The 23,724-nt window shown below is 74.2% G+C and carries 22 protein-coding genes; 14 read left to right on the top strand and 8 right to left on the bottom strand.

Features of this window, described 5'->3' with window-relative positions; all coding sequences use genetic code 11:
• The 4 genes from PV341_RS22950 to PV341_RS22965 form a co-directional block, all read left to right on the top strand.
• A partial coding sequence (locus PV341_RS22950) for a chitinase (protein ID WP_500358876.1) occupies positions 1–1,043 on the top strand: 1,043 nt, incomplete at its 5' end.
• 126 nt (positions 1,044–1,169) lie between these two features.
• On the top strand, positions 1,170–2,318 hold the full coding sequence (locus tag PV341_RS22955; protein ID WP_500358877.1) for a C40 family peptidase: 1,149 nt from the start codon (positions 1,170–1,172) through the stop codon (positions 2,316–2,318).
• Between the two features lie 101 nt (positions 2,319–2,419).
• A complete protein-coding gene (locus PV341_RS22960; RefSeq protein WP_500325524.1) occupies positions 2,420–3,004 on the top strand; it encodes a TetR/AcrR family transcriptional regulator in 585 nt (194 codons plus the stop codon).
• Positions 3,005–3,092: 88 nt separating this feature from the next.
• Complete coding sequence (locus tag PV341_RS22965; protein ID WP_500358878.1) at positions 3,093–4,112, top strand: zinc-dependent alcohol dehydrogenase family protein; 1,020 nt, start codon at positions 3,093–3,095, stop codon at positions 4,110–4,112.
• A 13-nt stretch (positions 4,113–4,125) separates the two neighbouring features.
• On the opposite strand, the gene PV341_RS22970 is transcribed toward PV341_RS22965, so the two are convergent.
• Positions 4,126–5,550: a selenium-binding protein SBP56-related protein gene (locus tag PV341_RS22970; protein WP_500325528.1), complete on the bottom strand. Its 1,425-nt coding sequence runs from the start codon at positions 5,548–5,550 to the stop codon at positions 4,126–4,128.
• Positions 5,551–5,793: 243 nt separating this feature from the next.
• Here PV341_RS22970 and PV341_RS22975 point away from each other — a divergent pair, with 243 nt between their 5' ends.
• Positions 5,794–6,420: a DUF4328 domain-containing protein gene (locus tag PV341_RS22975; RefSeq protein ID WP_500325530.1), complete on the top strand. Its 627-nt coding sequence runs from the start codon at positions 5,794–5,796 to the stop codon at positions 6,418–6,420.
• A gap of 293 nt (positions 6,421–6,713) precedes the next feature.
• Here PV341_RS22975 and PV341_RS22980 read toward each other — a convergent pair whose 3' ends face one another.
• From PV341_RS22980 to PV341_RS23000, 5 genes are all read right to left on the bottom strand, one after another.
• On the bottom strand, positions 6,714–7,949 hold the full coding sequence (locus PV341_RS22980; protein ID WP_500358880.1) for a styrene monooxygenase/indole monooxygenase family protein: 1,236 nt from the start codon (positions 7,947–7,949) through the stop codon (positions 6,714–6,716).
• Between the two features lie 73 nt (positions 7,950–8,022).
• The gene (locus tag PV341_RS22985; RefSeq protein ID WP_499513935.1) at positions 8,023–8,625 is read right to left on the bottom strand and encodes a GTP-binding protein; all 603 of its coding nucleotides are present in this window, start codon (positions 8,623–8,625) and stop codon (positions 8,023–8,025) included.
• Position 8,626: 1 nt separating this feature from the next.
• Positions 8,627–9,052, bottom strand: a complete 426-nt coding sequence (locus PV341_RS22990; protein ID WP_499513934.1) for a DUF742 domain-containing protein — start codon at positions 9,050–9,052, stop codon at positions 8,627–8,629.
• Positions 9,052–9,567, bottom strand: coding sequence for a roadblock/LC7 domain-containing protein (locus PV341_RS22995; RefSeq protein WP_500325535.1), 516 nt, complete (start codon positions 9,565–9,567; stop codon positions 9,052–9,054). The genes PV341_RS22990 and PV341_RS22995 overlap by 1 nt, the downstream gene beginning before the upstream one ends.
• Entirely contained in the window at positions 9,567–12,161 is a 2,595-nt protein-coding gene (locus PV341_RS23000; RefSeq protein ID WP_500358881.1) for a sensor histidine kinase, read from the bottom strand. The genes PV341_RS22995 and PV341_RS23000 overlap by 1 nt, the downstream gene beginning before the upstream one ends.
• A gap of 357 nt (positions 12,162–12,518) precedes the next feature.
• Between PV341_RS23000 and PV341_RS23005 the strand changes: the two genes are divergently transcribed.
• Positions 12,519–13,364, top strand: coding sequence for a hypothetical protein (locus tag PV341_RS23005; RefSeq protein WP_500325539.1), 846 nt, complete (start codon positions 12,519–12,521; stop codon positions 13,362–13,364).
• A gap of 40 nt (positions 13,365–13,404) precedes the next feature.
• On the opposite strand, the gene PV341_RS23010 is transcribed toward PV341_RS23005, so the two are convergent.
• Both PV341_RS23010 and lon read right to left on the bottom strand, forming a co-directional pair.
• A complete protein-coding gene (locus PV341_RS23010) occupies positions 13,405–13,833 on the bottom strand; it encodes a MarR family winged helix-turn-helix transcriptional regulator (RefSeq protein WP_499516945.1) in 429 nt (142 codons plus the stop codon).
• Positions 13,834–14,117: 284 nt separating this feature from the next.
• Entirely contained in the window at positions 14,118–16,559 is a 2,442-nt protein-coding gene (lon, locus tag PV341_RS23015; protein WP_500358882.1) for an endopeptidase La, read from the bottom strand.
• 183 nt (positions 16,560–16,742) lie between these two features.
• On the opposite strand from lon, the gene PV341_RS23020 reads away from it, so the two are divergent.
• The 8 genes from PV341_RS23020 to PV341_RS23055 all read left to right on the top strand — a co-directional run bounded on the left by PV341_RS23020 (position 16,743) and on the right by PV341_RS23055 (position 23,571).
• Entirely contained in the window at positions 16,743–17,309 is a 567-nt protein-coding gene (locus PV341_RS23020; protein ID WP_500325543.1) for an RNA polymerase sigma factor, read from the top strand.
• Positions 17,303–18,193: an anti-sigma factor family protein gene (locus tag PV341_RS23025; protein WP_500358884.1), complete on the top strand. Its 891-nt coding sequence runs from the start codon at positions 17,303–17,305 to the stop codon at positions 18,191–18,193. The genes PV341_RS23020 and PV341_RS23025 overlap by 7 nt, the downstream gene beginning before the upstream one ends.
• Positions 18,190–18,975, top strand: a complete 786-nt coding sequence (locus PV341_RS23030; protein ID WP_500325547.1) for an ABC transporter ATP-binding protein — start codon at positions 18,190–18,192, stop codon at positions 18,973–18,975. Before PV341_RS23025 ends, PV341_RS23030 begins: the two co-directional genes overlap by 4 nt.
• Positions 18,972–20,297: a hypothetical protein gene (locus PV341_RS23035; RefSeq protein ID WP_500325549.1), complete on the top strand. Its 1,326-nt coding sequence runs from the start codon at positions 18,972–18,974 to the stop codon at positions 20,295–20,297. Before PV341_RS23030 ends, PV341_RS23035 begins: the two co-directional genes overlap by 4 nt.
• A gap of 31 nt (positions 20,298–20,328) precedes the next feature.
• Positions 20,329–20,940 carry a hypothetical protein gene (locus tag PV341_RS23040; protein WP_500358886.1) on the top strand — a complete coding sequence of 204 codons (612 nt, stop codon included), beginning with the start codon at positions 20,329–20,331 and terminating at the stop codon, positions 20,938–20,940.
• A 45-nt stretch (positions 20,941–20,985) separates the two neighbouring features.
• Positions 20,986–21,669, top strand: coding sequence for a spermidine synthase family protein (locus PV341_RS23045; RefSeq protein WP_500325553.1), 684 nt, complete (start codon positions 20,986–20,988; stop codon positions 21,667–21,669).
• Between the two features lie 61 nt (positions 21,670–21,730).
• Entirely contained in the window at positions 21,731–22,477 is a 747-nt protein-coding gene (locus PV341_RS23050; protein WP_500325555.1) for a response regulator transcription factor, read from the top strand.
• Complete coding sequence (locus PV341_RS23055; RefSeq protein ID WP_500325557.1) at positions 22,474–23,571, top strand: HAMP domain-containing sensor histidine kinase; 1,098 nt, start codon at positions 22,474–22,476, stop codon at positions 23,569–23,571. Before PV341_RS23050 ends, PV341_RS23055 begins: the two co-directional genes overlap by 4 nt.
• Positions 23,572–23,724 lie beyond the last annotated feature (153 nt).

The following is a 23,724-nucleotide window of genomic DNA, read 5'->3' on the forward strand; positions in this document are numbered from 1 at the left end:
CGCCGACCCCCACCCCGACCGATCCGACGCCGTCCTCCCACGCCCTCGTGGGCTACCTGCACTCCAGCTTCGCCAACGGCTCCGGCTACGTCCGCATGGCAGACGTCCCCGCGAGCTGGGACTACATCGACCTCGCCTTCGGCGAGCCCACCTCCACCACCTCCGGCGACATCCGCTTCAACCGCTGCCCGGTCGCCGAGTGCCCGAACGTGGAGTCCGACGCGGAGTTCAAGGCCGCGATCAAGGCCAAGCAGGCGCAGGGCAAGAAGGTGCTGATCTCCATCGGCGGCCAGAACGGCCAGGTCCAGCTCACCACCACCGCCGCCCGCGACGCCTTCGTCAGCTCCGTCGGCAAGATCATCGACACCTGGGGACTGGACGGCCTCGACATCGACTTCGAGGGCCACTCGCTCTCCCTCAACGCCGGTGACACCGACTTCAGGAACCCGACGACCCCGGTCGTGGTCAACCTGATCTCCGCGCTGAAGACCCTCAAGGCCAGGTACGGCGGCGCCTTCGTGCTGACCATGGCCCCCGAGACCTTCTTCGTCCAGCTCGGGTACCAGTTCTACGGCCCCGGCCCGAACGGCGCCCAGGACCCGCGGGCCGGCGCGTACCTGCCGGTGATCCACGCCCTGCGCGGCGACCTGACGCTCCTTCACGTCCAGGACTACAACTCCGGGCCGATCATGGGACTGGACAACCAGTACCACCAGATGGGCGGCGCCGATTTCCACATCGCCATGACCGACATGCTGCTCACCGGCTTCCCGGTCGCGGGCAACACCTCCCGGGTGTTCCCGCCGCTCTCCCCGTCGCAGGTGGCCGTCGGCCTGCCCGCCAGCAGCAACGCGGGCAACGGCTGGACCACCCCGGCCGAGGTGAACAAGGCGCTCGACTGCCTTACCCGGCAGGTCAACTGCGGCGGCTACGCCACCCACGGCACCTGGCCCGCGCTGCGCGGCCTGATGACCTGGTCCGTGAACTGGGACAAGTACAGCAACTGGGAATTCCAGCGGAACTTCGACACCTATTTCGGATGACGCCGGACGAACGGGTGGCTCCGCGACCGGCGGAGCCGCCCGTTCCGGCCCGTCCCTCTGTCGTAGCCGACCCGATCATGTAAGGATCTACCCGCAGGTATCGGTGGAACAGGCGGAGGTGACGGGATGTCAGCAGCACACCGGCCCAAGGAGTGGGTGCGCAGGGCACTCGTCTGCGGGACGCTGCTGGCCGCCGCGGCGCTCGGGATCCCCGCCCAGGCCTACGCCGCTCCCGACGATCCGGCGCCGGACGACCGGACGCTCGTCGTGCTGCTGGAGCAGCTGCAGGACCTCTACCACAAGGCCGAGCAGGCCACCGAGACCTACGACCAGGCCAAGGCCGAGCTCGAGGAGAACCAGAGCAAGGCCGACCGCCTCGACCACCAGCTCGCCGAGGAGCGCACCGCGCTCAGTGACGCCCGCGCCCTGGCCGGGCAGCTGGCGCGGGAACAGTACAAGTCCGGTGGCGTCTCCCCGTACCTCAACCTGCTGCTCAGCAACGACCCGCAGGACGCCTTCACCCAGGGGCACATGCTCGACCGCGCCGCCGGCAGCCAGGCCGAGCTCGTCGCCCAGCTGGAGAACGGCGAGAAGCGGATCGCCGCGCTCAACCGGGCCCAGCAGCACGCGCTGGACGGCTCGGAGCAGCTGGAGGAGAAGCAGCGCGAGGCCAAGGAGGACATCGAGCGGCAGCTGGCCGACGTCGAACGGATCCTCGCCGGACTGACCGGCGCCCAGATCGAGGACCTCCAGCAGCTGGAGCAGCAGGGCATCGACCAGGCGCAGGCGGCCTTCCTGCGGTCCGGCCGGCTCGGCAGCACGGCACTCGCGCCGTCGAAGGCCGGCAACCGGGCGCTGAGCTTCGCCTACGCCCAGATCGGCAAGCCCTACGTCTGGGGTGCCGAGGGCCCGAAGGCGTACGACTGCTCGGGCCTGACCTCACAGGCCTGGGAGCACGCGGGCACCACCATCCCGCGCACCAGCCAGGAGCAGTGGAAGCAGCTGCCGCACGTCCCGCTGAACCTGCTGCGCCCCGGCGACCTGGTGGTCTACTTCCCCGGCGCCACCCACGTGGCGATGTACATCGGCAACGGCATGGTCATCCAGGCCCCTCGCCCGGGTGGCTTCGTCAAGATCTCCCCGATCGCCGCCAACCCGGTCCTCGGCGCCGTCCGGCCGGACTCCGACGACCCGTCGATGAAGCACTACATCTCCCCCGTCGCCCCCAAGTCGGCCCACGACCCGACTCCGCTCGGCGGCGCCTCGAACTCCTGAGGCCGCGGTGTGACCAGGACCTCAGCGGCATCGGACAGACCTGTCTGTTAGTTTTGCCGTGAGGGGCCCGCCGGGCCCCGGCGAGGACCACGGTGAGCACCATGCCCACGACGGCGAAGCGCCCCCCGGCGCGCGAGCGCATACTGACCACGGCCGAGGCACTGTTCGCCGCGCACGGCCTGCGCGGCGTGGGGATCGACCGGATCATCGCCGAGTCGGACGTGGCCAAGTCCACGCTCTACGTCCACTTCCCCTCCAAGGACGAACTGGCCGCCGCGTACCTGCGCAGGGTCGACGACTCCTGGCGGGGCAGGCTGCGCGCCGCCGCGCTGGCGGCCGGGGACGATCCCCGCGAGCAACTGGTGGGCCTGTTCGACGCCGTCTCCGCCTCGTACGAGCGCCACGGCTTCCACGGCTGCCCCTTCATCAACGCCGCCGCGGAGAGCGAGCCGGGCAGCCTGCCGCACGAGGTGACCTTGACGCACAAGCAGGCCGTGCGGGCATGGGTGCGCGGGCTGGCCGAGGCGGCCGGCGCCGCGGACCCCGACGAGCTGGCACTGCAGCTGACCCTGCTCGTCGACGGCACCCTGGCCGCGGGCAAGCTCGAACAGGACCCGGCGATGCCGGCCGCAGCCAAGGCCGCGGCGCGGGCCGCGGTCGAGCGGGCCTGCCCGCCCACCGTCTGATCCCGGCCCCGCCCTCGTCCGCACCATGAGGACGAGGGCGTTCCTTCGACCCGAATCAAACAGACCTGTCCGTTCGAAAGGACATCCGATGACCTCCTCCCGCCCCCCGGTGGCCACCACCATGCGCGCGGACCTGCTGGAAGAGTTCGGCAGCCCCCTCGTCCTCGGCGCGATCCGCACCCCCGCACCCGGCCCCGGCCAGGCGCTGGTCCGGATCGCGGCCTCCGGGGTGAACCCCCTGGACACCAAGATCAGTGCCGGGAAGGCCGCCCACGCCCGCATCCGGCCGCCCGCCGTGCTCGGCCTCGACCTGGCCGGTGTCGTCGAGGAGGTCGGGGCGGACGTCACCGGCCTCGCACCCGGGGACGAGGTCTTCGGCATGACCGGCGGGGTCGGCGACCTCCAGGGGTCACTGGCCGAGTACGCGGCCGTGGACGCCCGGCTGCTGGCCCGCAAGCCCGCCGCGCTGACGATGCGTCAGGCAGCGGCGCTCCCGCTGGTCTTCATCACCGCCTGGGAGGGGCTGGTGGACCGGGCGGGCGTGCACGGCGGACAGAAGGTGCTCGTCCACGGCGGGGCCGGCGGCATCGGGCACGTGGCCGTCCAGCTCGCCCGGGCCCGCGGCGCCGAGGTCTTCGCCACCGGCTCGCCGCGCAGCCTGGAGACCATCGCCGCCCTCGGGGCGACCCCGATCGACCGCACCGCGACCCCGGTCGACGCCTACGTCGCCGAGCACACCGGCGGCGAGGGCTTCGACGTCGTCGTCGACACCGTCGGCGGGGAGACGCTCGACGCCTCCTTCACCGCGGTGCGCACCTACACCGGTCATGTGGTGAGCGCCCTCGGCTGGGGCAGCCACAGCCTCGCGCCGCTGTCCTTCCGCGGTGCCAGCTACTCCGGGGTCTTCACACTGCTGCCGATGCTCACCGGCCGCGGGCGCGAGCACCACGGCGAGATCCTGCGCGAGGCCGCCGCCCTCGCCGAGGCCGGGGCGCTGCGGCCGCTGGTCGACCCGCGCCGCTTCACCCTGGCCACGGCCGCCGAGGCGCACGGCGTGGTCGAGCGCGGCGAGGGCCGGGGCAAGGTCGTCGTGGACGTCGCCGGGTGACGGTGCCCGGCGGTCAGCGGCGGTAGCAGTACGAGTCCGAGGAGGCGTCGCCGCCTTCCAGGCGCGTCTGGTGCACCCGCAGTCCCCGGAAGTCCGGGCCGTGCGGGAAGAAGCCGCTGTCGACGCGGAGCCCGCCGCGTGAGGTGTCGGCGTCGAGCTTGACCATCCACGGGTCGATGCCCTCGGGGTAGAACTGCGCGTCCCAGGCAGCGTAGAGGGAGTTCGTCACGTACACCCGCCGTCCGTCGCGGCTGAGCTCGACCATCTGCGCTCCGCCGGTCAGCGGGACGTCCGGCTCGGCGGGGTGCGTCTGCCGGCCGGTGATGCCGCCCAGCCGCACGGACGCGGTCCGCCTCGGCCGGAGCGGGTCGCCCACGTCGTACTGGTGGAGGTCACCGGTCCCCCACGCGGAGACGTACAGCCAGCGGTCGTCCACCGACAGGTCGATGTCGGTGATCAACGGGGGCACGGCGCCGAACGGCCGCAGCGCGGGGGGCAGGTCCTCCGCGCGGGCGGGCTCGGCGGGCAGGGTGATCACCTTGCGGACCGTGAAGTCGCCGCCCTCCCGGGTCCACAGCCACACCGACGCCGACAGGTCCTCGACGTCGACGACGGTGTTCACGAACCCCCAGGTGGCTTCGGGGTCGTGCGAGGGACGCAGCTCCAGCACCATCTGGTTCTCGTCCCCCAGATCGACGCGCTGCAGGTGCCGGCCCGTGTCCAGGTCCCAGAAGTGCACCGCGTGCCCGTAGCGGCGGTCCAGCAGCAGTTCGGGCACGAGCCCGTCCTCGATCATCGAGGGGCTGCCCCACTCGCTGGTCACGGCGATGTTCTCGCGCAGGTGCCACCAGACGTCGTAGGCGAGCGACTGCGGTCCGCGCTCGCTCTCCCAGGCCCGCAGCACGCCGAAGGTCTCGTGGTCCAGCAGTGCGACGCCGCCGGGCCCGTCCGCGCCGTCCGCGCCGCCGAGGCAGGACAGGAACACCCCGTCGGGGCCGCAGTGGAGGGTGTGCGGCCGCGAGTAACCGGCCCCGGCGGCGAGCTCCCCGGCCTCGACCACCTTGACCAGGCGCGGGCGGGTGGGATCGGGGCAGGTGTCGAGGACGTGCAGCCGGGAGGAGCGCAGACCCGGGACGATCAGGTAGCGCCGCGCCGCGTGGTGGTGGCCGGCGTGGGCCAGCGCGCTCGAGCACGCGTTCCAGCCGAAGTGGTGCAGTTCGTTGCCCCGGTCGGGCATCTCCACATGGGCGGCCACCTGGCCGTACACCGGTGATCCCGGATCGGTGACGACGGTGAACAGCGCGTCCGGGCGCTCCCCGGCCGGGTCGAAACCGACGACGTAGGCGAGCTTCTCGGCGGGCGCGGCGACGGCGTCCGCCGGGGTGCGGTACAGGGTGGGGTCACGGTGGCCGTCGCGGTCGTGCTCGGTCGTCGTCATGGCTGTTCCCTCTCCCGTACGGGAGCCCGGACCAGGGGCCTTGCGGCGGACGACCAGGCCCGGCCGTGCGGGATCTGTGTGCGGACGCCGGACAGATGTCCCGTACGACGAGCGTTTCACAGCCCCGCAGAGGTGCCAAGGCGGGACCCCGGGCGCCCGGACGGCCGCCCCGCGCCGGGCCCGGTTGCCGGGACGCGGGCGGCACTGGACCGGATGGCGGGGCCGGCAATAGGTTGCGGCCTCGTGACCCACGACGACGCCACCGTCATGTCCCCGCCCGTGCGGCCGGCCGAGGGCGAGCCGGTCTTCGTCCCGAAGGCGACGACCGTCCTCGTCGTGGCCGCGCTCGGGGCCTGCGTACTGGTGAACGCCGCGCTGCTCGTCGCCCGGTTGCTCCTCGACCGCGCCGCCGGCGGCTCGGCCGCCGCCCTTGCGCGTGGCGACGAGGTCGTCACCCTCACCGGTCTGAGCCATCTCGCCTTCGTGCTCACCGGAGTCGTCTTCCTGCGCTGGCTGTGGCAGATGCGGGTGAACGCCGAGGCGCTGGCGCCCGGCGGCCACCGGATGCGACGCGGCTGGACCACGGGCGCGTGGCTGATACCGCTGGTCGGTTTCGTCCTGCCCAAGCGGATCATCAACGACATCTGGGCCGCCAGTTCCCCGCCCGGACGCCCCCGGCGCACCAGTGTGCTGCTGACCTCGTGGTGGCTGCTCTTCGTGGCGGCGCAGCTCCTCGCCTCCCCCTCCGCCACCACGGGCCCGTCCGCGGTGCAGACGGCCGGCGCCGCGCTCTACGTCCTGGCCGGGGCGCTGTGCATCGCCATGGTGCTGCGGCTCGCCGCGATGCAGCGAACGCGCCTGCGGGGCTGAGGGCGGCGGGCCGTCCGGCGCCGGCGGCGTGCACCGCCGGCGCCCCTGGGGCCTGCCGTCACATTGACGTCGGCCGCCCGGAGGGCGGGCCCCGCGGTTCCCCCAGCTCCGCTGGGAGGTACCCCCAAGTGCGGTGCAAGGCGGAGAGTCGTCCTCGTAGTGGGCTACTCGGACGACTCGACAACTCCCCCTGGCCGAAGGCTGGGGGGAGTGCCGTGCCTGGGGGCACCTCCCAGCGCCGGCTGGGGGAGCGGCGCGGGGCAGGCGGCAATGTGACGACGGGCCCTAGGCCGTCAGGCCCCGGCGGCCGAGGCCAGGTAGGCGGAGGTGGCCCCGGGGTCGTAGAAGTACGACTCGTAGTCCGACGGATCGTCGAAGCCGTTGGCGAAGCGGTTCGCGACCGCCGGCAGTTGCCCGGCGGCACCGATCAGGCCCAGAATGTGCTCCGGCGGCGGGCCGAGGAGGGCGTTGGTCCACTTGGTCACCGGCTCGGCGGTGGCCCAGAAGCGGGCGAAGGCGGACTCCATCCAGTCCCGGTCGAAGGGCTTGTCGCCGTGCTCGACGATGGCGTCGAGGTAGGCGGCCGCGCACTTGGAGGCGCTGTTGGAGCCCTGCCCGGTGATCGGGTCGTTGGCCACAACGACGTCGGCGACGCCCAGCACCAGCCCGCCGGAGGGCAGTTCCGCGACGGGGTGCCGGACCACCGGCGCGAAACGCCCGGCCAGGGTGCCGCCGGCGTCCGTCAGCTCGACGTCACGGGCGCGGTCGTGCTCCCACGGCAGGTGGCGCTCCATCAGCTCCAGGGTGATGCGCAGGTGTTCCTGCGGGTCCTTGACGCCGCCGAAGACGTCGAGCGGACCGCCCGGGAGCCCCTCCCAGAAGAGGATGTCGCAGGGGCCGGAGGTGGTGAACGCCGGGATCACGATCAGTTCGCCGGCGCCGGGCACCATGTTGAGCCGCACCGCGTGGAAGTCGGGGTGCTCCGGACGCGGGCCGAGGCCGTGCACGTAGGCGACGGCCAGCGCACGCTGCGGGCTGTCGTACGGGGAACGCTCGGCGTCCCGGCCGAACATGGAGACCAGCTCGCCCTTGCCCGCCGCGACCATCACCAGGTCGTAGGCGCGGGAGAAGTAGTCCAGGTCGCCGACGGTCACGCCGTGCACGACCAGCTTGCCGCCGCGCTCGACGAAGGTCTCCAGCCAGCCGGCCATCTTCACCCGCTGGTCGACGGACTGCGCGTACGCGTCGAGCCGTCCCACCCAGTCGACGGGCCGTGATCCGTCGGGGGCGGCGACGGAGACCCCCAAGCCCTCGATCCGCGGGGTCTGGTCCTCCCAGAAGCCGAGGCCGAGGTCGCGCTCGTGGCTCAGCGCCGTGCCGAACATGCACTGGGTGGACATGACACGCCCCTGGCGTATCTCGTCCGCCGTGCGGTTGGACATGACGGTGACCTCGTATCCCCGGGACTGCAGGCCCAGGGCCAGTTGGAGCCCGGACTGGCCGGCTCCCACGATCAGTATCTTGCGCAAGGCGGCATGCTCTCTCGTACGGTGCGGCTGGGATGCGTCCGGCGGGCGTCCCCACGACCCCGCCGGAAGACTGCTACTCCGGCTGGGCGACGAGGGCCTGCTTGACCAGGGCCAGCAGTACCTGGATCACCGACTGGCGGTCGCGGGCGTCGCATATCACCACCGGGATCTCGTCCGGCACGGCGAGCGCCTCGCGGACGTCGATCTCGTCGTAGGCGGTGGTGCCCTCGAAGCGGTTGACCGCCACGGCGTAGGGCAGGCCGCTGCTCTCGAAGTAGTCCAGTGCCGGGAAGGCGTCGGCCAGGCGGCGGGTGTCGGCGAGGACGACGGCGCCGATCGCCCCGCGCACCAGGTCGTCCCACATGAACCAGAAACGCTGCTGGCCGGGGGTGCCGAACAGGTAGAGCACGAGCTCCCGGTCGAGGGTGATCCGGCCGAAGTCCATCGCCACCGTGGTGGTGGTCTTGTCCGGGGTGGACCCGAGGTCGTCGATGTCCTCACTGGCACTGGTCATCACCGCCTCGGTGGTGAGCGGGGTGATCTCCGAGACCGTGCCGACGAAGGTGGTCTTGCCCACGCCGAAGCCGCCCGCCACCACGATCTTGGTCGAGGTGGGGGCCTGGCTCACGTCCAGCTGCCACTCCTGCAGGCCGTCTTCTTCCGCGAGGGACGACATGTCAGAGCCTGCGAAGTCCACCGAGAACCCTCTCCAGCAGTGCGCGATCGGGGGCGCCGGGCCCGTGCCCGGTCCCGTACACGCGGATCCTTCCCTGATCGGCCAGGTCGCTGAGCAGCACCCGGACGACGCCGAGCGGCATGCGCAGCAGCGCCGAGATCTCCGCCACCGAGCGCATCCGGCGGCACAGCTCCACGATGGCCCGCATCTCCGGCATGACGCGCTCGGCCCAGCTGCCCGAGGTCAGCTCCCTGCGTTCGGTGGAGGCGTCGATCGTCGCGACGAAGGTCTCCACCAGCAGCACGTGGCCGAAGGACGTACGGCCGCCGGTCAGCGCGTACGGGCGTACCCGGGCGGCCCTGCGCCCGGCACCCCGTACGGGGAGGACGGCGGCCGCCCGGGCCGCGGCGATCACCGGACGGCGCATCAGCGGCCCCCCTCGATCGCCTGGCGCAGCTCCGTGCGGAGCGCCGGGGTGAGCACGTGGCCGGCCCGGCCCACGAACAGGGCCATGTGGTAGGCCACCACGCTCATGTCGCACTCGGCGTCCGCGTGGACGCCGAGCAGCGAACCGTCCCCGATCGTCATCACGAACACGCTGCCGTTCTCCATCGCCACCCCCGTCTGGCGCACGCCGCCACCGTCCATCAGGCGCGCGGCGCCGTCGGTCAGCGAGGCGATGCCGGAGACCACCGTGGCCAGGTCGGCGGAGGTGCCCGCCGGGCCCTTGGGGCGTCCGGCCGCGCCGTCCTCCGCGCCTTCGTCAGCCGCGTCGGCCTCGTCCTCGGGCTCCGAGGTCAGCAGCAGCAGTCCGTCCGAGGACACGACGGCCACGGAGCGGACCCCGGGCACGTCCTCCACGAAATTGCTCAGCAGCCACTGGAGGCTACGTGCCTCGTGGCTCAGGCCCCGTTCACTCTGGGTGTCCGTACCGGCCGACATCAACCGCGTGCCTCCTCGACGCCTTCGGCTTCGACTTGTTGGTGTCCCCCCGAACTGCCTTCTGCCGCGGCCGCGTCCGCGGCCGTCCTCGGCGCGGGCACGCCGCGCCGGATCTCCTGCGTCTCGGCCTCGGCCTCCGCCCGGCCGTCGCGCAGGCCCCGGGCGAAGCCGCCGAGCTTGCGCCGCAGCTCCTCCGGGTCCACCCCGCCGCCCTGCCGGGCCCGCCCACGGAGCTGCGGTTCACCCGACAGCCCCGTGGACCGCGGCACCCGCTGCGGGAGCCCCTTGGCGGTCAGCGCCACGCCGTCCGGCATCTCCACGGAGGCCGGAGCCGGTGCCGCGGGCGGCGCAGCGGGCGCCTCGGCGGCTCCGCCCGGTGCCGACGCGGTTTCCGGGGCCGGTGTCGGGGCGGGGGCGGGCTGGTCGGCGCGGGCGTGCTCGATGGCGTCGCCCCCGGGACCGGGCGCCTCATCGGGCGACGGCTCCGCCACGGGCTCCACGGCCGCCGGTGCCGTCCGCTCCGCCTTCCCGGCCTGCTCGTCGCGTGCGCTCCGCAGCGCCGTGCCCGGCTGCCACGGCTCGCCCGCGACGGCCGCCTCCACGGGGGTCTGCGGGCCGTCCGGGTCCTCCGCCGGGGCGGTGAGCGCCGCGGGGACGACCACCACGGCGGTGGTGCCGCCGCGCTTGGCGTCGCGGAGCTGGACGCGGATGCCGTGCCGGGCGGCGAGCCGGGCGACGACGTAGACGCCCATGCCGGTGGCCTCGCCGCCGGAGGCCTGCTCCGCGGGATCGGCCTGCGTCAGCAGCGCGTTGAGCTCGTCCAGCCGGGCCGTGGGGATGCCGATGCCCTGGTCCTCGACCGACAGCATCAGCTCGCCGCTCTCCAGCATCCAGCCGGACAGCTCCACCTCGGTCTCCGGCGGGGAGAACGCGGCCGCGTTCTCCAGGAGCTCGGCGACCAGGTGGCTCAGGTCGTCGGAGGCGAAGCCGGCGATGCGTCCCGCGGGCAGCTGCTGGATGCGGACGCGCTCGTACTTGTCGATCTCGGAGACCGCGGCGCGCGCCACGTCGACCAGCGGGACGGGCTTGGGCTGCGCGTGACCGTGTTCGGCTCCGGCGAGCAGCAGCAGGTTCTCGCTGTTGCGGCGCATGCGGGTGGCCAGGTGGTCCAGCTTGAACAGCTGGGCGAGCTCGTCCGGGTCGTGGACCAGTTCCTCCAGCCGCTCGATCAGCGTGAGCTGGCGCTCGACCAGACCGAGGGTGCGCAGCGTCAGGTTGACGTAGGTGCCGTGGACGTTGCCCTGCAGGTCGCCCAGGCGCGTGGTGAGCGCTTCCTGCCGGCCGTGCAGCAGGTCGCGTTCCGCGGCGAGGGCGTCCCGTACGCCCTGGAGCTTGGTGTGTTCGGCGTCCTGCGCGGCGACGCGCTCGCGCAGCCCGGCGACCTCGGCGCGGAGCGCGTTGACCGCCCGGGCCGTCGCCGCGAACTCGTCGGAGCCGACGATCCTGACCTGCTCGCCCGCGGGGACGTCCCCGCGGGCGAAGCGGCCCAGCGCGGCGGCCGGCCGAGTGATGGAGCGGGCCGTGGAGACGCCGACGCCGAGGACGAGCAGGAAGCACACGGAGGCGAGGGCGACGTGGAGTTCGAGGGCCGTCACGTCGTCGTCCCGCAGCGCGGCGAGCCGGTCGGCGGCGGCGGCGGCGAGCGAGGACTCGACGCCGCGCATCATGTCGATCCGCGCGGAGAGCGCCGCCTGGACCGCTCGCGGCTTGAGCGCGCGGTCGGCGGCGGACAGCGAGGAGCTGTTCAGCAGCTGGTTCAGGCGCTTGTCGGCCTGGTTGACGTCGGAGCCGGTGACCGTCTGGTCGTACTGCTCGACCGCGGCCTGCGAGGCCCCGCCGCGGAAGTCGGCGAGCGCGGACCGCTCGCTGACGGCGGCGGTCTGCGCGGCAGTGACCAGGGCGGACTCCTCGCCGCCCGCGGTGAGCGCGCCGACCAGCAGGCCGCGCTGGACGGAAGCCTGGTCGACGGCGCGGGCGAGTCCGGGCAGCGCGGTGGTGTCGGCGGAGGCGCCGCGGGCGGGCAGCGAGCGGGCGACGGCGGCGCCGACCCCGTTCAGCGCCCGGATCGCCGGGTCGTAGGCCGCGACGGCCGCCTCGCCGGAGCCGGGGCCGGAGAGCACCTTCTGCCGGACGGCGGGGAGTTCCCCGAGCTGCCGGACGACCTCGGCGGTCGCGTCGGCGAAGGCCGGGGCGTCGTCGGTGTCGGTGTCGGCCGCCGTCGTCAGCACCTCCTGGACCTGGCGGTCGACCCGCTCCCGCTGGGCCTCGGAGACGCCCGTGCCGCCCTCGGTGGAGCGGCCGCCGGCCACGAAGACGGCCATGCCGTCGCGTTCGTCGGCCAGGGCGTGGGACAACGAGACCGCCTGGGCCTCCAGCCGCGCCATGCCGACCAGCCGCTGGGACTCGGCCAGATCGCGCACGCCCGTGGCCACGCCCGGGGCAGAGGCGGCCAGGACCGTGACGGCGCAGATCAGCAGGGCGCCCAGCAGTCTCTGCCGTACGCGCTTGGTCCGCGGGTTACGTCGTGTTCGCACCGGTGCTCGCTATCCCGTCTCGCCTGGTCCACTGGTCCCGAGATGACGACACATCGGCCGAGCGCCGAGCACGGCAACGTCTGGCCTCATCCCGGCATCGTCCCGACCTTCTCAGGCCGACCCGGAATGCAGATGTGCGTCCCCCGCCCCGACACTCGAACGAGTGAATCGCAACGACAAGTTGACGTTCAACTCCCCGGCTGGATCGTTACGCGCACGCCCCCCGGCCGTCCGGGACCGGAACTGGCATCGGAGCCGCCGCCCTGGCAGGATGCGCACCTTCACTGGCCGGTAACCCCCGGCGAGCGCCCCCGGGGTTCGAACAGCTCTCCCGGGCGGCTGCTGCAGACTGGCCGCATGCGCATCGAGACGGCGACCGAGCCCGGCAGCCCCGGACGCCCCAACGAGGACTTCGTCGTGGTGGCCATGCCCGCGTCAGGCGGCGGCGGTTCACTGGTCCTGCTGGACGGCGTCACCCCTCCCGACGGCCCCACGGGATGCCGTCACGACGTCCCCTGGTACGTCGCCGAGCTGGGCGGATTCATGATCGAACTGTCCGTTTCGCCCGCGGCCCCGAGCCTGGCGCAGTGTCTCGCGGAATCCGTCCTGCGCACCGCCGACGCGCACCGCGGCACCTGTGACCTTTCTCACCGCCGCACCCCGCAGGCGACCGTGGTGGCGGTCCGGTGGAATGCGGACACCGTGGAGCATCTGGTGCTATCCGACTCGGTGTTGCTCATCGAGGACACCACAGGTCACGTCGGTGCCGTGCGCGACGACCGGCTGGGCCGGCTGCCCGGTCCGGTGCCCGCGCTGCGCGCCGCGGTGCGTGCCCTGCCGCGCGGCACGGCCGCCCGTGCCGAGGCCGCCGCGGAGTACGGGCGGGCGGTGGAGGCCCTGCGCAACGCCGAGGGCGGCTTCTTCACCGCTGCGGCGGACCCCGCGGTCGCCGAGCGCGCCGTCACGGGCACCCGGCCGCGCTCGCGGGTCCGCGCGGTCGCGGCCCTGACGGACGGCGCCGCCCGGCTGGTCGAGGTCTTCCACGAGCAGGACTGGCAGGGCACGTTCGCACTGCTGCGCAAGGCCGGCCCCGAGGAGCTCCTGCGGCGCGTGCGCGCCGCGGAGTCCGCCGACCCGGACGGCACCCGCTTCCCCCGCGGCAAGGCGCGCGACGACGCGACCGCGGTGTTCGCGCAGTGGTGACGGCGGCGTGGCCGCGCGCCGGGGCGGAGGACCGCGCGGATCAGGCGCCGTCCTGCTCCTGCGAGTCGTTCAGCTGGCCCAGCAGCCGGGCCAGTTCGCGCAGTTCGTCCCGGTCCCAGCCGCTGAGCCGGCTGACGTAGCGCGCCCGGCGCGCCGTGCGGACGCGTGAGAAGCGCTCGGCGCCCCCCGTGGTGAGCTGCACCAGGTAGGCCCGGCCGTCGGCGGGGTCGGGTTCGCGCCGGATGAGCCCGAGCACCTCCAGGGCGCGCAGTTGACGGCTCATCGTGGCCTTGCCGACGCCGAAGTAGCCGGCGAGCACGGTGGCCCGCTCGGGACCGGTCTCGGCGAGCCTGGCGAGGATCCCGTACGCCGCGGGCTCCAGGTCCGGATGGACCTCGCGGGCCATCTCGCCGGAGGAGGCGCGGGCGCGCCGCAACAGGACGGTGAGCTCGCGTTCGAGGGCCTCCATCACGGGGTCCGCCTCCCCGGGGGAGCCGGCGGTTCCGGCCACCTCGTCACCCGCTTTCCGTCGTGAAAACCTGTCGTATCCGGCCGCCGTGTACACAGCGTCCCCAGTATTTCGCAGACGCCGACGCACGGCGTGACCAGGGGCCCTTCCCCGCTTGGTGTCCCCGCCCCGCACGGCCCGGCCGCGCGGACGCCGCCGCGTGGGCCGGCTGCCGCACGCACGGGAGCGGCCCCTCCTCAGGCCGTGGGAGGGGCCGCTCTCCATTCACCCGGTCAGGGCCTGACTCAGGCCGCGACGGGGGCTTCCAGCCCGGAGTCCGCGCCGGTGACGGCGGGCTCCAGGGCCAGCTTGAGCACGTGCCGGACGTCCGAGACCGCGTGGACCTCCAGCTTCTCCAGGACCTCGGCGGGGACGTCGTCCAGGTCCGCCTCGTTCCTCTTGGGGATCACCACGGTGGTGATCCCGGCGCGGTGCGCCGCCAGCAGCTTCTGCTTGACGCCGCCGATCGGCAGCACGCGCCCGGTCAGCGACACCTCGCCGGTCATCGCCACGTCGGTGCGGACCCGCCGCCCCGACAGGAGCGAGGCCAGCGCGGTGGTCATGGTGACACCCGCGCTCGGGCCGTCCTTGGGGACCGCGCCCGCGGGGACGTGGAGGTGGACGCCGCGCTCCTTCAGGTCGCCGACCGGCAGCTCCAGTTCGGCGCCGTGCGAGCGCAGGAAGGAGAGCGCGATCTGCGCGGACTCCTTCATCACGTCGCCCAGCTGCCCGGTGAGCTGCAGCCCGCTGCCGCCGGTCTCCGGGTCGGCCAGCGACGCCTCGATGTAGAGGACGTCGCCGCCCGCGCCGGTCACCGCCAGGCCGGTGGACACGCCGGGCACCGCCGTGCGCCGCTCCTGCGGGTCCTGCGCCGACTCCGGCACGTGGTGCGGCCGCCCGATGAGGTCGCGCAGGTCCTGCGGGGTCACCGTGAACGGCAGCTCGCGCTCGCCGAGTTCGTGCTTGGCCGCGACCTTCCGCAGGATGCGGGCGATCGAACGCTCCAGGGTGCGCACGCCCGCCTCGCGGGTGTACTCCCCGGCCAGCTTGCGCAGGGCCGCGTCGTCGACCGTCACCTCGTCCTCGCCGAGCCCGGCCAGCTCGCGCTGGCGCGGCAGCAGGTGGTCACGGGCGATGACGACCTTCTCGTCCTCGGTGTAGCCGTCCAGCCGCACCAGTTCCATGCGGTCCAGCAGCGGCTCGGGGATGGCCTCCAGGACGTTGGCGGTGGCGAGGAACACCACGTCGCTCAGGTCCAGCTCGACCTCCAGGTAGTGGTCCCGGAAGGTGTGGTTCTGGGCCGGGTCCAGGACCTCCAGCAGGGCCGCGGCCGGGTCGCCGCGGTAGTCGGAGCCCACCTTGTCGATCTCGTCCAGCAGGACCACCGGGTTCATGGACCCGGCCTCCTTGATGGCGCGCACCAGGCGGCCGGGCAGCGCGCCGACGTAGGTGCGCCGGTGGCCGCGGATCTCCGCCTCGTCGCGGACGCCGCCGAGCGAGACCCGCACGAACTTCCGCCCCATGGCGCGGGCCACGGACTCGCCGAGCGAGGTCTTGCCGACGCCGGGCGGGCCCACCAGGGCCAGCACCGCGCCTCCGCGGCGGCCGCCGACGACCCCGAGACCGCGGTCGTTGCGGCGCTTGCGCACGGCCAGGTACTCGGTGATGCGCTCCTTCACGTCCTCCAGGCCCGCGTGGTCGGCGTCCAGCACCGCCCGCGCGCCGGGGATGTCGTAGGCGTCCTGGGTCGTGGTGTTCCACGGCAGCTCCAGGACGGTGTCGAGCCAGGTGCGGATCCAGCTGCCCTCGGGGGACGCGTCGCTGGACCGCTCCAGCTTCTCGACCTCCTTCAGGGCGGCCTCGCGCACCTTCTCGGGCAGGTCGGCGGCCTCGACGCGGGAACGGTAGTCGTCCGCCTCGTCCTCAGGGTCGCCGTTCAGCTCGGCCAGCTCCTTGCGGACGGCCTGCAGCTGCTGCCGCAGCAGGAACTCGCGCTGCTGCTTCTCCATGCCCTCCTGGACGTCCTTGCGGATGGTCTCCGCGACGTCCTGCTCGGCCAGGTGGTCACGCAGCCACTGCGTGGCCAGCTTCAGCCGGGCGACCGGGTCCAGGGTCTCCAGCAGCTCGATGCGCTGGCTGGTGGTGAGGAAGCCGGAGTAGCCGGCGTTGTCCGCGAGCTGCGAGACGTCCTCGATCTGCTGGACGCGGTCCACGACCTGCCAGGCGCCGCGCTTGCGCAGCCAGCTGGTGGCCAGGGCCTTGTACTCCTTCATGAGCTCCGCGACGGTGCCCGGGGCCTCGGCCGGTGCGGTCTCGGAGAGCTCGGTGCCCTCCACCCACAGGGCGCCGCCGGGGCCGGTCGTGCCGGCGCCGATGCGCACGCGGCTCACCGTGCGGATCACGGCACCGGGATCGCCGTCCGACAGGCGTCCCACCTGCTCGACGGTGCCCAGCGTGCCCACGCCCGCGTAGTCCCCGTCCACCCGGGGAACGAGCAGCACCCGCGGCTTGTTGCCGAGTCCGGGCCGACCGGACCGCTGGGCGGCCTGCGCCGCCTCGACCGCGGCGCGCGCCTCGGCGTCGGTCAGGTCCACCGGCACGACCATGCCGGGCAGGACCACCGAGTCGTCGAGGGGCAGCACGGGCAGGGTGAGCGGCGCGAACGCCGACGAAGACGATTGAGCCATTATCTCTCCCTAAGCAATCAAGTTGAGCTATGCAGACTCAATGCATCTGATGCCCCTGGTGTTCCCCGAGCCGTGTTCGCTCTGAGCGATCGGCCGCGCCGCACGGTGCGCGCCTCCTCCGCCGCCCCCGAGAACCGTTCGCGGGGGCGGCGGCGATAGAGGGGCGTGAGACTCTTCCGCCCCATGAGCCATGAGCCGCCCGGGGACGACGCGCTGATGCGCGCGATCGCCCGGGGCGACACCCAGGCCCTCGCCGATCTGTACGACCGCCATTCCGGATGGCTGCACGCCCGGCTCACGCGGCGCTGCCCGGACCCGGAGACCGTCCGGGAGGTGCTGCAGGACACCTTCATGGCGGCCTGGCGCTCGGCGGGCACCCACGGCGGCGGAGCCGCGGGCGGCTGGTTGTGGGTGATCGCCGCCCGGCGGCTGGCGGACGCCCGCCGCGCCGCGGTACGGGCCGGCACCCGCGACCTCCTGGCCGCGGAGGAGGCCGGCACCACCCCCTCCGCCGAGGAGCACGTCCTCGCCGGCCTGGAGTACGGCGACGTCGGCGCCGCGCTCGACCGGATCTCCCCCGAACTGCGGGCCGTCCTGCGGGCGACCGTGATCGACGGCCTCACCACGCGGGAGGCCGCGCGCCTGCTCGGGATACCCGAAGGCACCGTCAAGACCCGGGCCTCGCGGGCGCGCCGCGAACTGCGCGCCGCCCTCGCCGCCCTCGGCACCGCAGGAGGAGCCGCATGCTGACCCCCGCCCGGGGACGCCTCGCGTGGCGCACCCCCGGAACCCCGCAGGCGGACCGGACCGGCTGGCACGTGCCGGACGGCACGGCCGCCGCCTACGCCGACGGCACGCTCGCCGACCCCGCCGCCTGGTCGGTGGACAAGCACCTGGAGTCCTGTGCGGCCTGCGCCGCCCGGATCTCCTCGCTGGCCAGGGCGGGCGAGGGCGGAGCGGTCCTCTCCGGGGTCCGGGCCGCGGTGCTCACCGCGGCCACGGGCAGCGTGCCCGCCCCGGAACCGCCGCTCGCGCGGGCGGCCGGGGCCCGGCCCTGGCGCGCCGCCGTCCGGTCCGCGCGCACGCTGCGTCCGGCCTGGGTGGCGTCGGTGCTGCTGACGCTGGCGGTGGCCGTGGCCCTGACGCGTCTGGGCGGGGCGCCGCAGGGACGCCCCTGGCTTCTGGTGCTCGCCCCGGCGCTGCCGCCGGTGGGCGTGGCCCTCGCGTACGGGAGGTACGGCGACCCGGCCCACGAACTGGCCGCGTCGACGCCCTCCGGGGGGCTGCGGCTGCTGCTCACGCGCACCGCAGCCGTGCTGGCGGTGTGCGTGCCGCTGCTGACCGCCGCCGGAGGCGTCCTGGCGGGCACGGGCGCCGCGGTGGCGTGGCTGCTGCCGGGGCTCGTGCTGACCGGGGCCACGCTCGCGCTGGGCAGCTGGACCGGCTGCCACCGGGCCGCCGCCGTGGTGACGGCCGGCTGGCTGTGCGCCGTCGTCCTCTGCGGGCTCCCGACCGGGTCCGCGCCCCTGCTGCTCTCCCCCGCCGCGCAGCCCGCCTGGGCCGCGGCCGGCGCCGCCTGCGCCCTTCTCCTGACCCTTCGCCGTACCGCTTTCGACCACCTGGAGCGCCCATGACGACCGAGCCGACCGTCTCCCTCGACGGTCTGACCGTGAGACATCGCCGGACCACCGCCCTGGACGCCCTCGACCTGCGCGTCGGGCGCGGGGTCCACGGACTGCTCGGGCCCAACGGCGCCGGGAAGACCTCGCTGATCCGGGTGCTCGCCACCGTGGCCGGGTACCGGTCGGGCCGCCTGGAGCTGCTGGGCCACGACCCGGCGACGCAGGCCGGACGCACCGCGATCCGGCGGCGCCTGGGCTACCTGCCGCAGGAGTTCGGCTACTACCCGGGCTTCACGGTGCGCGAGTTCGTGGCGTACGTGGCCTGGCTGAAGGAGATGCCCAAGGCCGCGGTGCCGGCGGCCGTCGACCGCGCGATGGAGCGGGTCGGCGTCGCCGGGCGCGCCGACGTGAGGATCAGGACCCTGTCCGGCGGCATGGTGCGCCGGGTCGGCATCGCCCAGGCCATCGTCAACGACCCCGACCTGCTGCTGCTCGACGAGCCGACCGCCGGTCTCGACCCGGAACAGCGGGTGCAGTTCCGCGCCCTGCTCAGGGAAGTGGGCGCCACGGCGACCGTCCTGGTCTCCACCCATCTCGTCGAGGACGTGGCCACCGCCTGCACGGAGGTGACGCTGCTCGACGGCGGACGGACCGCCTTCCGCGGCACCGCGGCGGAGCTGGCCGCGGCCGGGGACGACGACGCGGCCGGGGACAGCCCGATCGAACGCGGCTACACGGCGGCGCTGCGCCGTCACCGCGGTGCGGCCTCCGGCGTCCGGGAGGCCGCCGTATGAGCGCCCCGGGCACCCTGGCCACCGCTCCCCCGGCGCCTCCCGCCGCGCCCCGTGTCCACCGCGTTCACCGTGTCCACCGCACCGAGCTGCTCCGCGGCTTCGGGGCGTGGACGGGGGCCGCCGTGGCCGGCGGCGTCCTCGTCACCGTCCTGGCCAGGCGGTACTCGCTGGGTGACGACTGGGCGGTGCTCCACGGCGCGCTGCGTGAGGCGGGCCTGCTCCTCGGCGGTCCGCTCGCCCTCGCCGCCGGCTGCTGGCAGGGCGGCCGCGAGCGGCGGCGCGGCACCGGCGACCTGCTCGCCTCGGCCGCGCGGCCGCCGCTGCGCAGGGCGCTGGTCGCGGCCCTGCCGTCGATGGCCTGGCCGGTGCTGGGCTATCTGGCGGCGGTCGGCGTGTGCCTGGCGCTGGTCCTTCCGTACGCGTCCCACGGGCACCCCGCGTGGGACCGGCCGGCCGCGGACGCGGTGGCGCTCGGGGCCCTGGGCGCGCTCGGCTTCGCGGCGGGGCGGGCACTGCCCTGGCGCTTCGCGGCACCGCTGCTCGCGGTCGCCGGGTATCTGCTGCTCGGCATCGGCGCCTACGGCGAGTCGGGGGCCACGGTACTCAGCCCCGCGTACGCCGGCCCCTCCGGTGACGCCCCGGTGTGGTGGGCCGCCCCTCTCGCGGCGGTGTGGTTCGCCGGAACGGCCGCCGCCGCGCTGCTGGCCGGTCACGCCAGGCGGCGGGTGCTCGCCGTCCTGCCGCTGGTCGTCGCCGTCGCGGCCGCGTCCGTCCTGTACCGGAGCGGCGCGGACCTGTGGCGGCCCGACCCCGCCGCGTCCGCGCTCGTCTGCGACCGGGGCACCCCCACGGTGTGCGTCCGCGCGGCGCACGGCTCGGCCCTGCCCGCGGTGCGCGCGGTGGTGGACCGCGTCGACGCCCGGCTGGACGGCGCCCCGGGGGCGCCCGTCCGGTACCGCGAGGGGGGATCGTCGGAGACGGCGCCGCCCGGGGAGGTCCGGTTCCAGCTGTACGGCGGCGTCTTCCGAGGCCGCCTGGGCGACGACGGCATGCTCTACCGGGACCTCGTGTACGCGGTCTCCTCCTCGGCCGCATGCGAGGGGGACCGAGCCGGAGACCGCGCCTACGCCAACGAGTACGCCGCCCAGGAGTGGCTGCGCCTCGGGCGTCCCCTCTTCCCCGCCGGCCAGGCCGAGAACCGCCTCGCGCGGGCGGCGGCGCAGCGCCTGCGCGCCATGACGGCCGCCGACCGCCGTGCCTGGTTCGGCCGCTACCTGGCCGGCGTCCGGGCCTGCGACGTCGGCGGGGTCCCGGCGCCGTGACCCCCACCGGACCCGTCGAGGAGCCCTCACGATGACGCCAACCCTTCTGCCCCTCTATGTCCGCTCACGCGGTCTGCCCGGCGCCGCCGCCGCGCTGGCCGTCCTCTTCGCCGCCTCCCGCTGGGGCGCGGACTGGCTGGTCAGCCGGCCGTTCTTCGACACCGGCGCCCGCGTCCCGGTGGTCGTCCTCGCCCCGGTCCTCGCGGCGGCCGTCACCGGGATCTCCCTCCACACCCACTCCGGGGAAGTGGACCGTGGCGCCCCGCTGCCCTGGTGGCGGTGGCGGGCCGTGCACCTGCTCGCCCTCACCGGGCCTGCGGTGCTCTGGCTGGGCGCAGCGGTCCCCGGGGACCCGGACCGCTTCGGTGCCCCGACGATGGTCCGGGGCGTCCTCGGCTTCACCGGTCTCGCGGCCGCGGGCGCCGCCGTCCTGGGTGCCCGGCTGAGCTGGCTGCCGCCCGTGCTCTACGGCGGCAGCGTCTACCTCGCGGCTCCCCGCACCCCGGGCGGGGCGGCCGCGGTGTGGGCCTGGTCGATGCAGCCGGGCGCCCAGCCCGCGGCCTGGGCAACCGCCGCCGTCCTCTTCGCGGGCGGCGTCGCGCTGGTGGCCGTCCGGGGGCCGGCCCCGGGCGGCTGCGGGTGAAAAACCCCGTCCGGCCCGGAGGGGTCATCTCATTACCCTGGGTCCATGGACGCGAACGAAGAGGAACGGCCCGTCACGCTCGACCGTCGTGACGGGCCGTACGGGGAGGTCGCGCTCCGGCGCAGGGGCGGCCGCTACGAGATCATCGCCAACGGCACCTTCCTGATGGACACCTCCGACGGCCGCTCGGAACGGCTGCTGGTCGACGCGGCGCTGGACGCCCTCCCGGCGGACCGGGCGGAGCTGTCGGTGCTGATCGGCGGCCTCGGGGTGGGCTTCTCGCTCGCGCGGGCGGCGGCCGAGCCGCGCTGGGCGCGGATCGCGGTGGCCGAGCGGGAGCGGGCGGTGATCGACTGGCATCACGCGGGCCCGCTGGCGGACTTCTCCGAGCACGCGCTCGAGGACCCGCGGGTGAGCGTCGTCGAGGGCGATCTGGTGGCGTACGTGCGGGAGGCGGACGTGACGTACGACGCGCTGTGCCTGGACATCGACAACGGCCCCGACTGGACGGTCACCGAGGGCAACGGGGGGCTGTACGGACCGGAGGGTCTGGCGGCCTGCAGGGAGCGGCTCGAACCCGGCGGCGTACTGGCGGTATGGTCTGCGCAGCCGTCCGCCGCGTTCGACGACGCCTTGAGGTCGGCGCAGTTCACGCAGGTCCGGACCATCGAGATCCCGGTGAATCGGGGCGTTCCGGATGTCGTGCACCTGGCAATCAAACCCGCATAGCCGCGTCGCCGTCCCGCCCCGTACGCTGCTGCGCAACGCAAACGACCATGGGGGACCCCACATGGACAGCACACAGCCGACGACCGCCGACGCCGCAGCGGTGGCGGCCACCCCCGGTGCGCAGCGCCGCGTGCTGGTGGTGGAGGACGACGCGACGATCGCCGACGCCATCGCGGCACGCCTGCGGGCCGAGGGCTTCCAGGTCCGCACCGCGGGCGACGGCCCCGCCGCCGTGGAGACCGCCGCCTCCTGGCAGCCCGACCTCCTCGTCCTCGACGTCATGCTCCCCGGGTACGACGGCCTGGAGGTCTGCCGCCGCGTGCAGGCCTCGCGGCCGGTCCCGGTGCTGATGCTGACCGCCCGCGACGACGAGACCGACATGCTGGTCGGGCTCGGCGTGGGCGCCGACGACTACATGACCAAGCCCTTCTCGCTGCGCGAGCTGGTCGCCCGGGTGCACGTGCTGCTGCGCCGCGTGGAGCGCGCCACGATCGCCGCCCGCGACCCGCGCGGCGCCAACATGCAGCTCGGCGACCTGGAGATCGACAACGCCCAGCGGCGGGTCCGGGTCCGGGGCGCCGACGTGCACCTCACCCCGACCGAGTTCGACCTGCTGGTCTGCCTGGCCCAGCAGCCGCGCGCGGTGCTCTCCCGGGAGCAGCTGCTCGCCGAGGTCTGGGACTGGGCGGACGCCTCCGGCACCCGCACCGTCGACAGCCACGTCAAGGCGCTGCGGCGGAAGATCGGGGCGGAGCGCATCCGTACCGTGCACGGCGTCGGCTACGCGCTCGAGACGCCCACGCCGTGAGCCCCTACAGCGCGCCGCGCCCGCCGAAGCTGCGGGAACGTGCCTGGGCCGCGCTGAGGCCGTACGACCCCTTCCGGTCGATCAAGGCGGCGCTGCAGTACCTGGTGCTCGCCTCCGTGCTGATCACCACGGGCCTGATCTTCGTGGCGATGCACTCCGCGACCGAGATCCGGATCATCACCATCTTCTCGATCATCGCCTCGCTGCTGATCTCGCAGCTGGTGGCGCACGGGCTGACCGCGCCGCTGCGCGAGATGACCTCGGTCGCCAGCGCCATGGTGCGCGGCGACTACAGCCGGCGGGTCACCGCGGTGCGCCGCGACGAGGTCGGCGAACTGGCCGAGACCTTCAACCGGATGGCCGCCGACCTGGAGGCCGTCGACCGGCACCGCAAGGAGCTGGTGGCGAACGTCTCACACGAGCTGCGCACCCCGATCGCGGCGCTCCGTGCGGTCCTGGAGAACGTCGTCGACGGGGTCTCCGAGGCCGACACGGAGACGATGCGCACCGCGCTGCAGCAGGCGGAGCGGCTGAGCCTGCTCGTCGCCCACCTTCTGGACCTCTCCCGCCTGGACAACGGCATCGTGCCGCTGGACGCCAAGCGCTTCGAGGTCTGGCCGTACCTGTCGGCCGTGATCAAGACGGCCGGCCTCGGCCTGAAGGACGCCAGGGCGCACGGCGGCCGGGCGCGCAAAGACGTCCACCTCCACCTGGACGTCTCACCGCCGGAGCTGACCGCGTACGCGGACGCGGAGCGGCTGCACCAGGTGGTCGCCAACCTGATCGACAACGCCGTCAAGCACAGCCCGCCCAGCGGCCGGGTCACCGTCCGGGCCCGGCGCGGCACCGGTCCGGGCAGCCTCGACCTGGAGGTCCTGGACGAGGGCCCCGGCATACCCGAGGCCGAGCGCACCCGCGTCTTCGAGCGGTTCAACCGCGGCACCGCGGGACCGGGCGACGGCGGGACGGGGCTGGGACTGGCGATCGCGCGCTGGGCGGTGGACCTCCACGGCGGACGCATCGCGGTGGCCGAGTCCCCCCGCGGCTGCCGGATCCGCGTCACCCTCCCAGGGTCGGCGACGGCGTCGGCTTGACGCTCCCGCCAGGGCGGACGTTGCCAGAGGCAACCGGACCAGTCGATTCAGGTCCCCATTCCCGCCAAACTCCGCCCCGAAACCGCCTTTCCGATGTGACTTAGGCGACGACTGGCCTCCCCGCCTGCGGGAAACGCTCAGGTAGGCGTAGCC

It is taken from the genome of Streptomyces sp. PA03-1a, assembly GCF_033792805.1.
Lineage (GTDB): Bacteria > Actinomycetota > Actinomycetes > Streptomycetales > Streptomycetaceae > Actinacidiphila.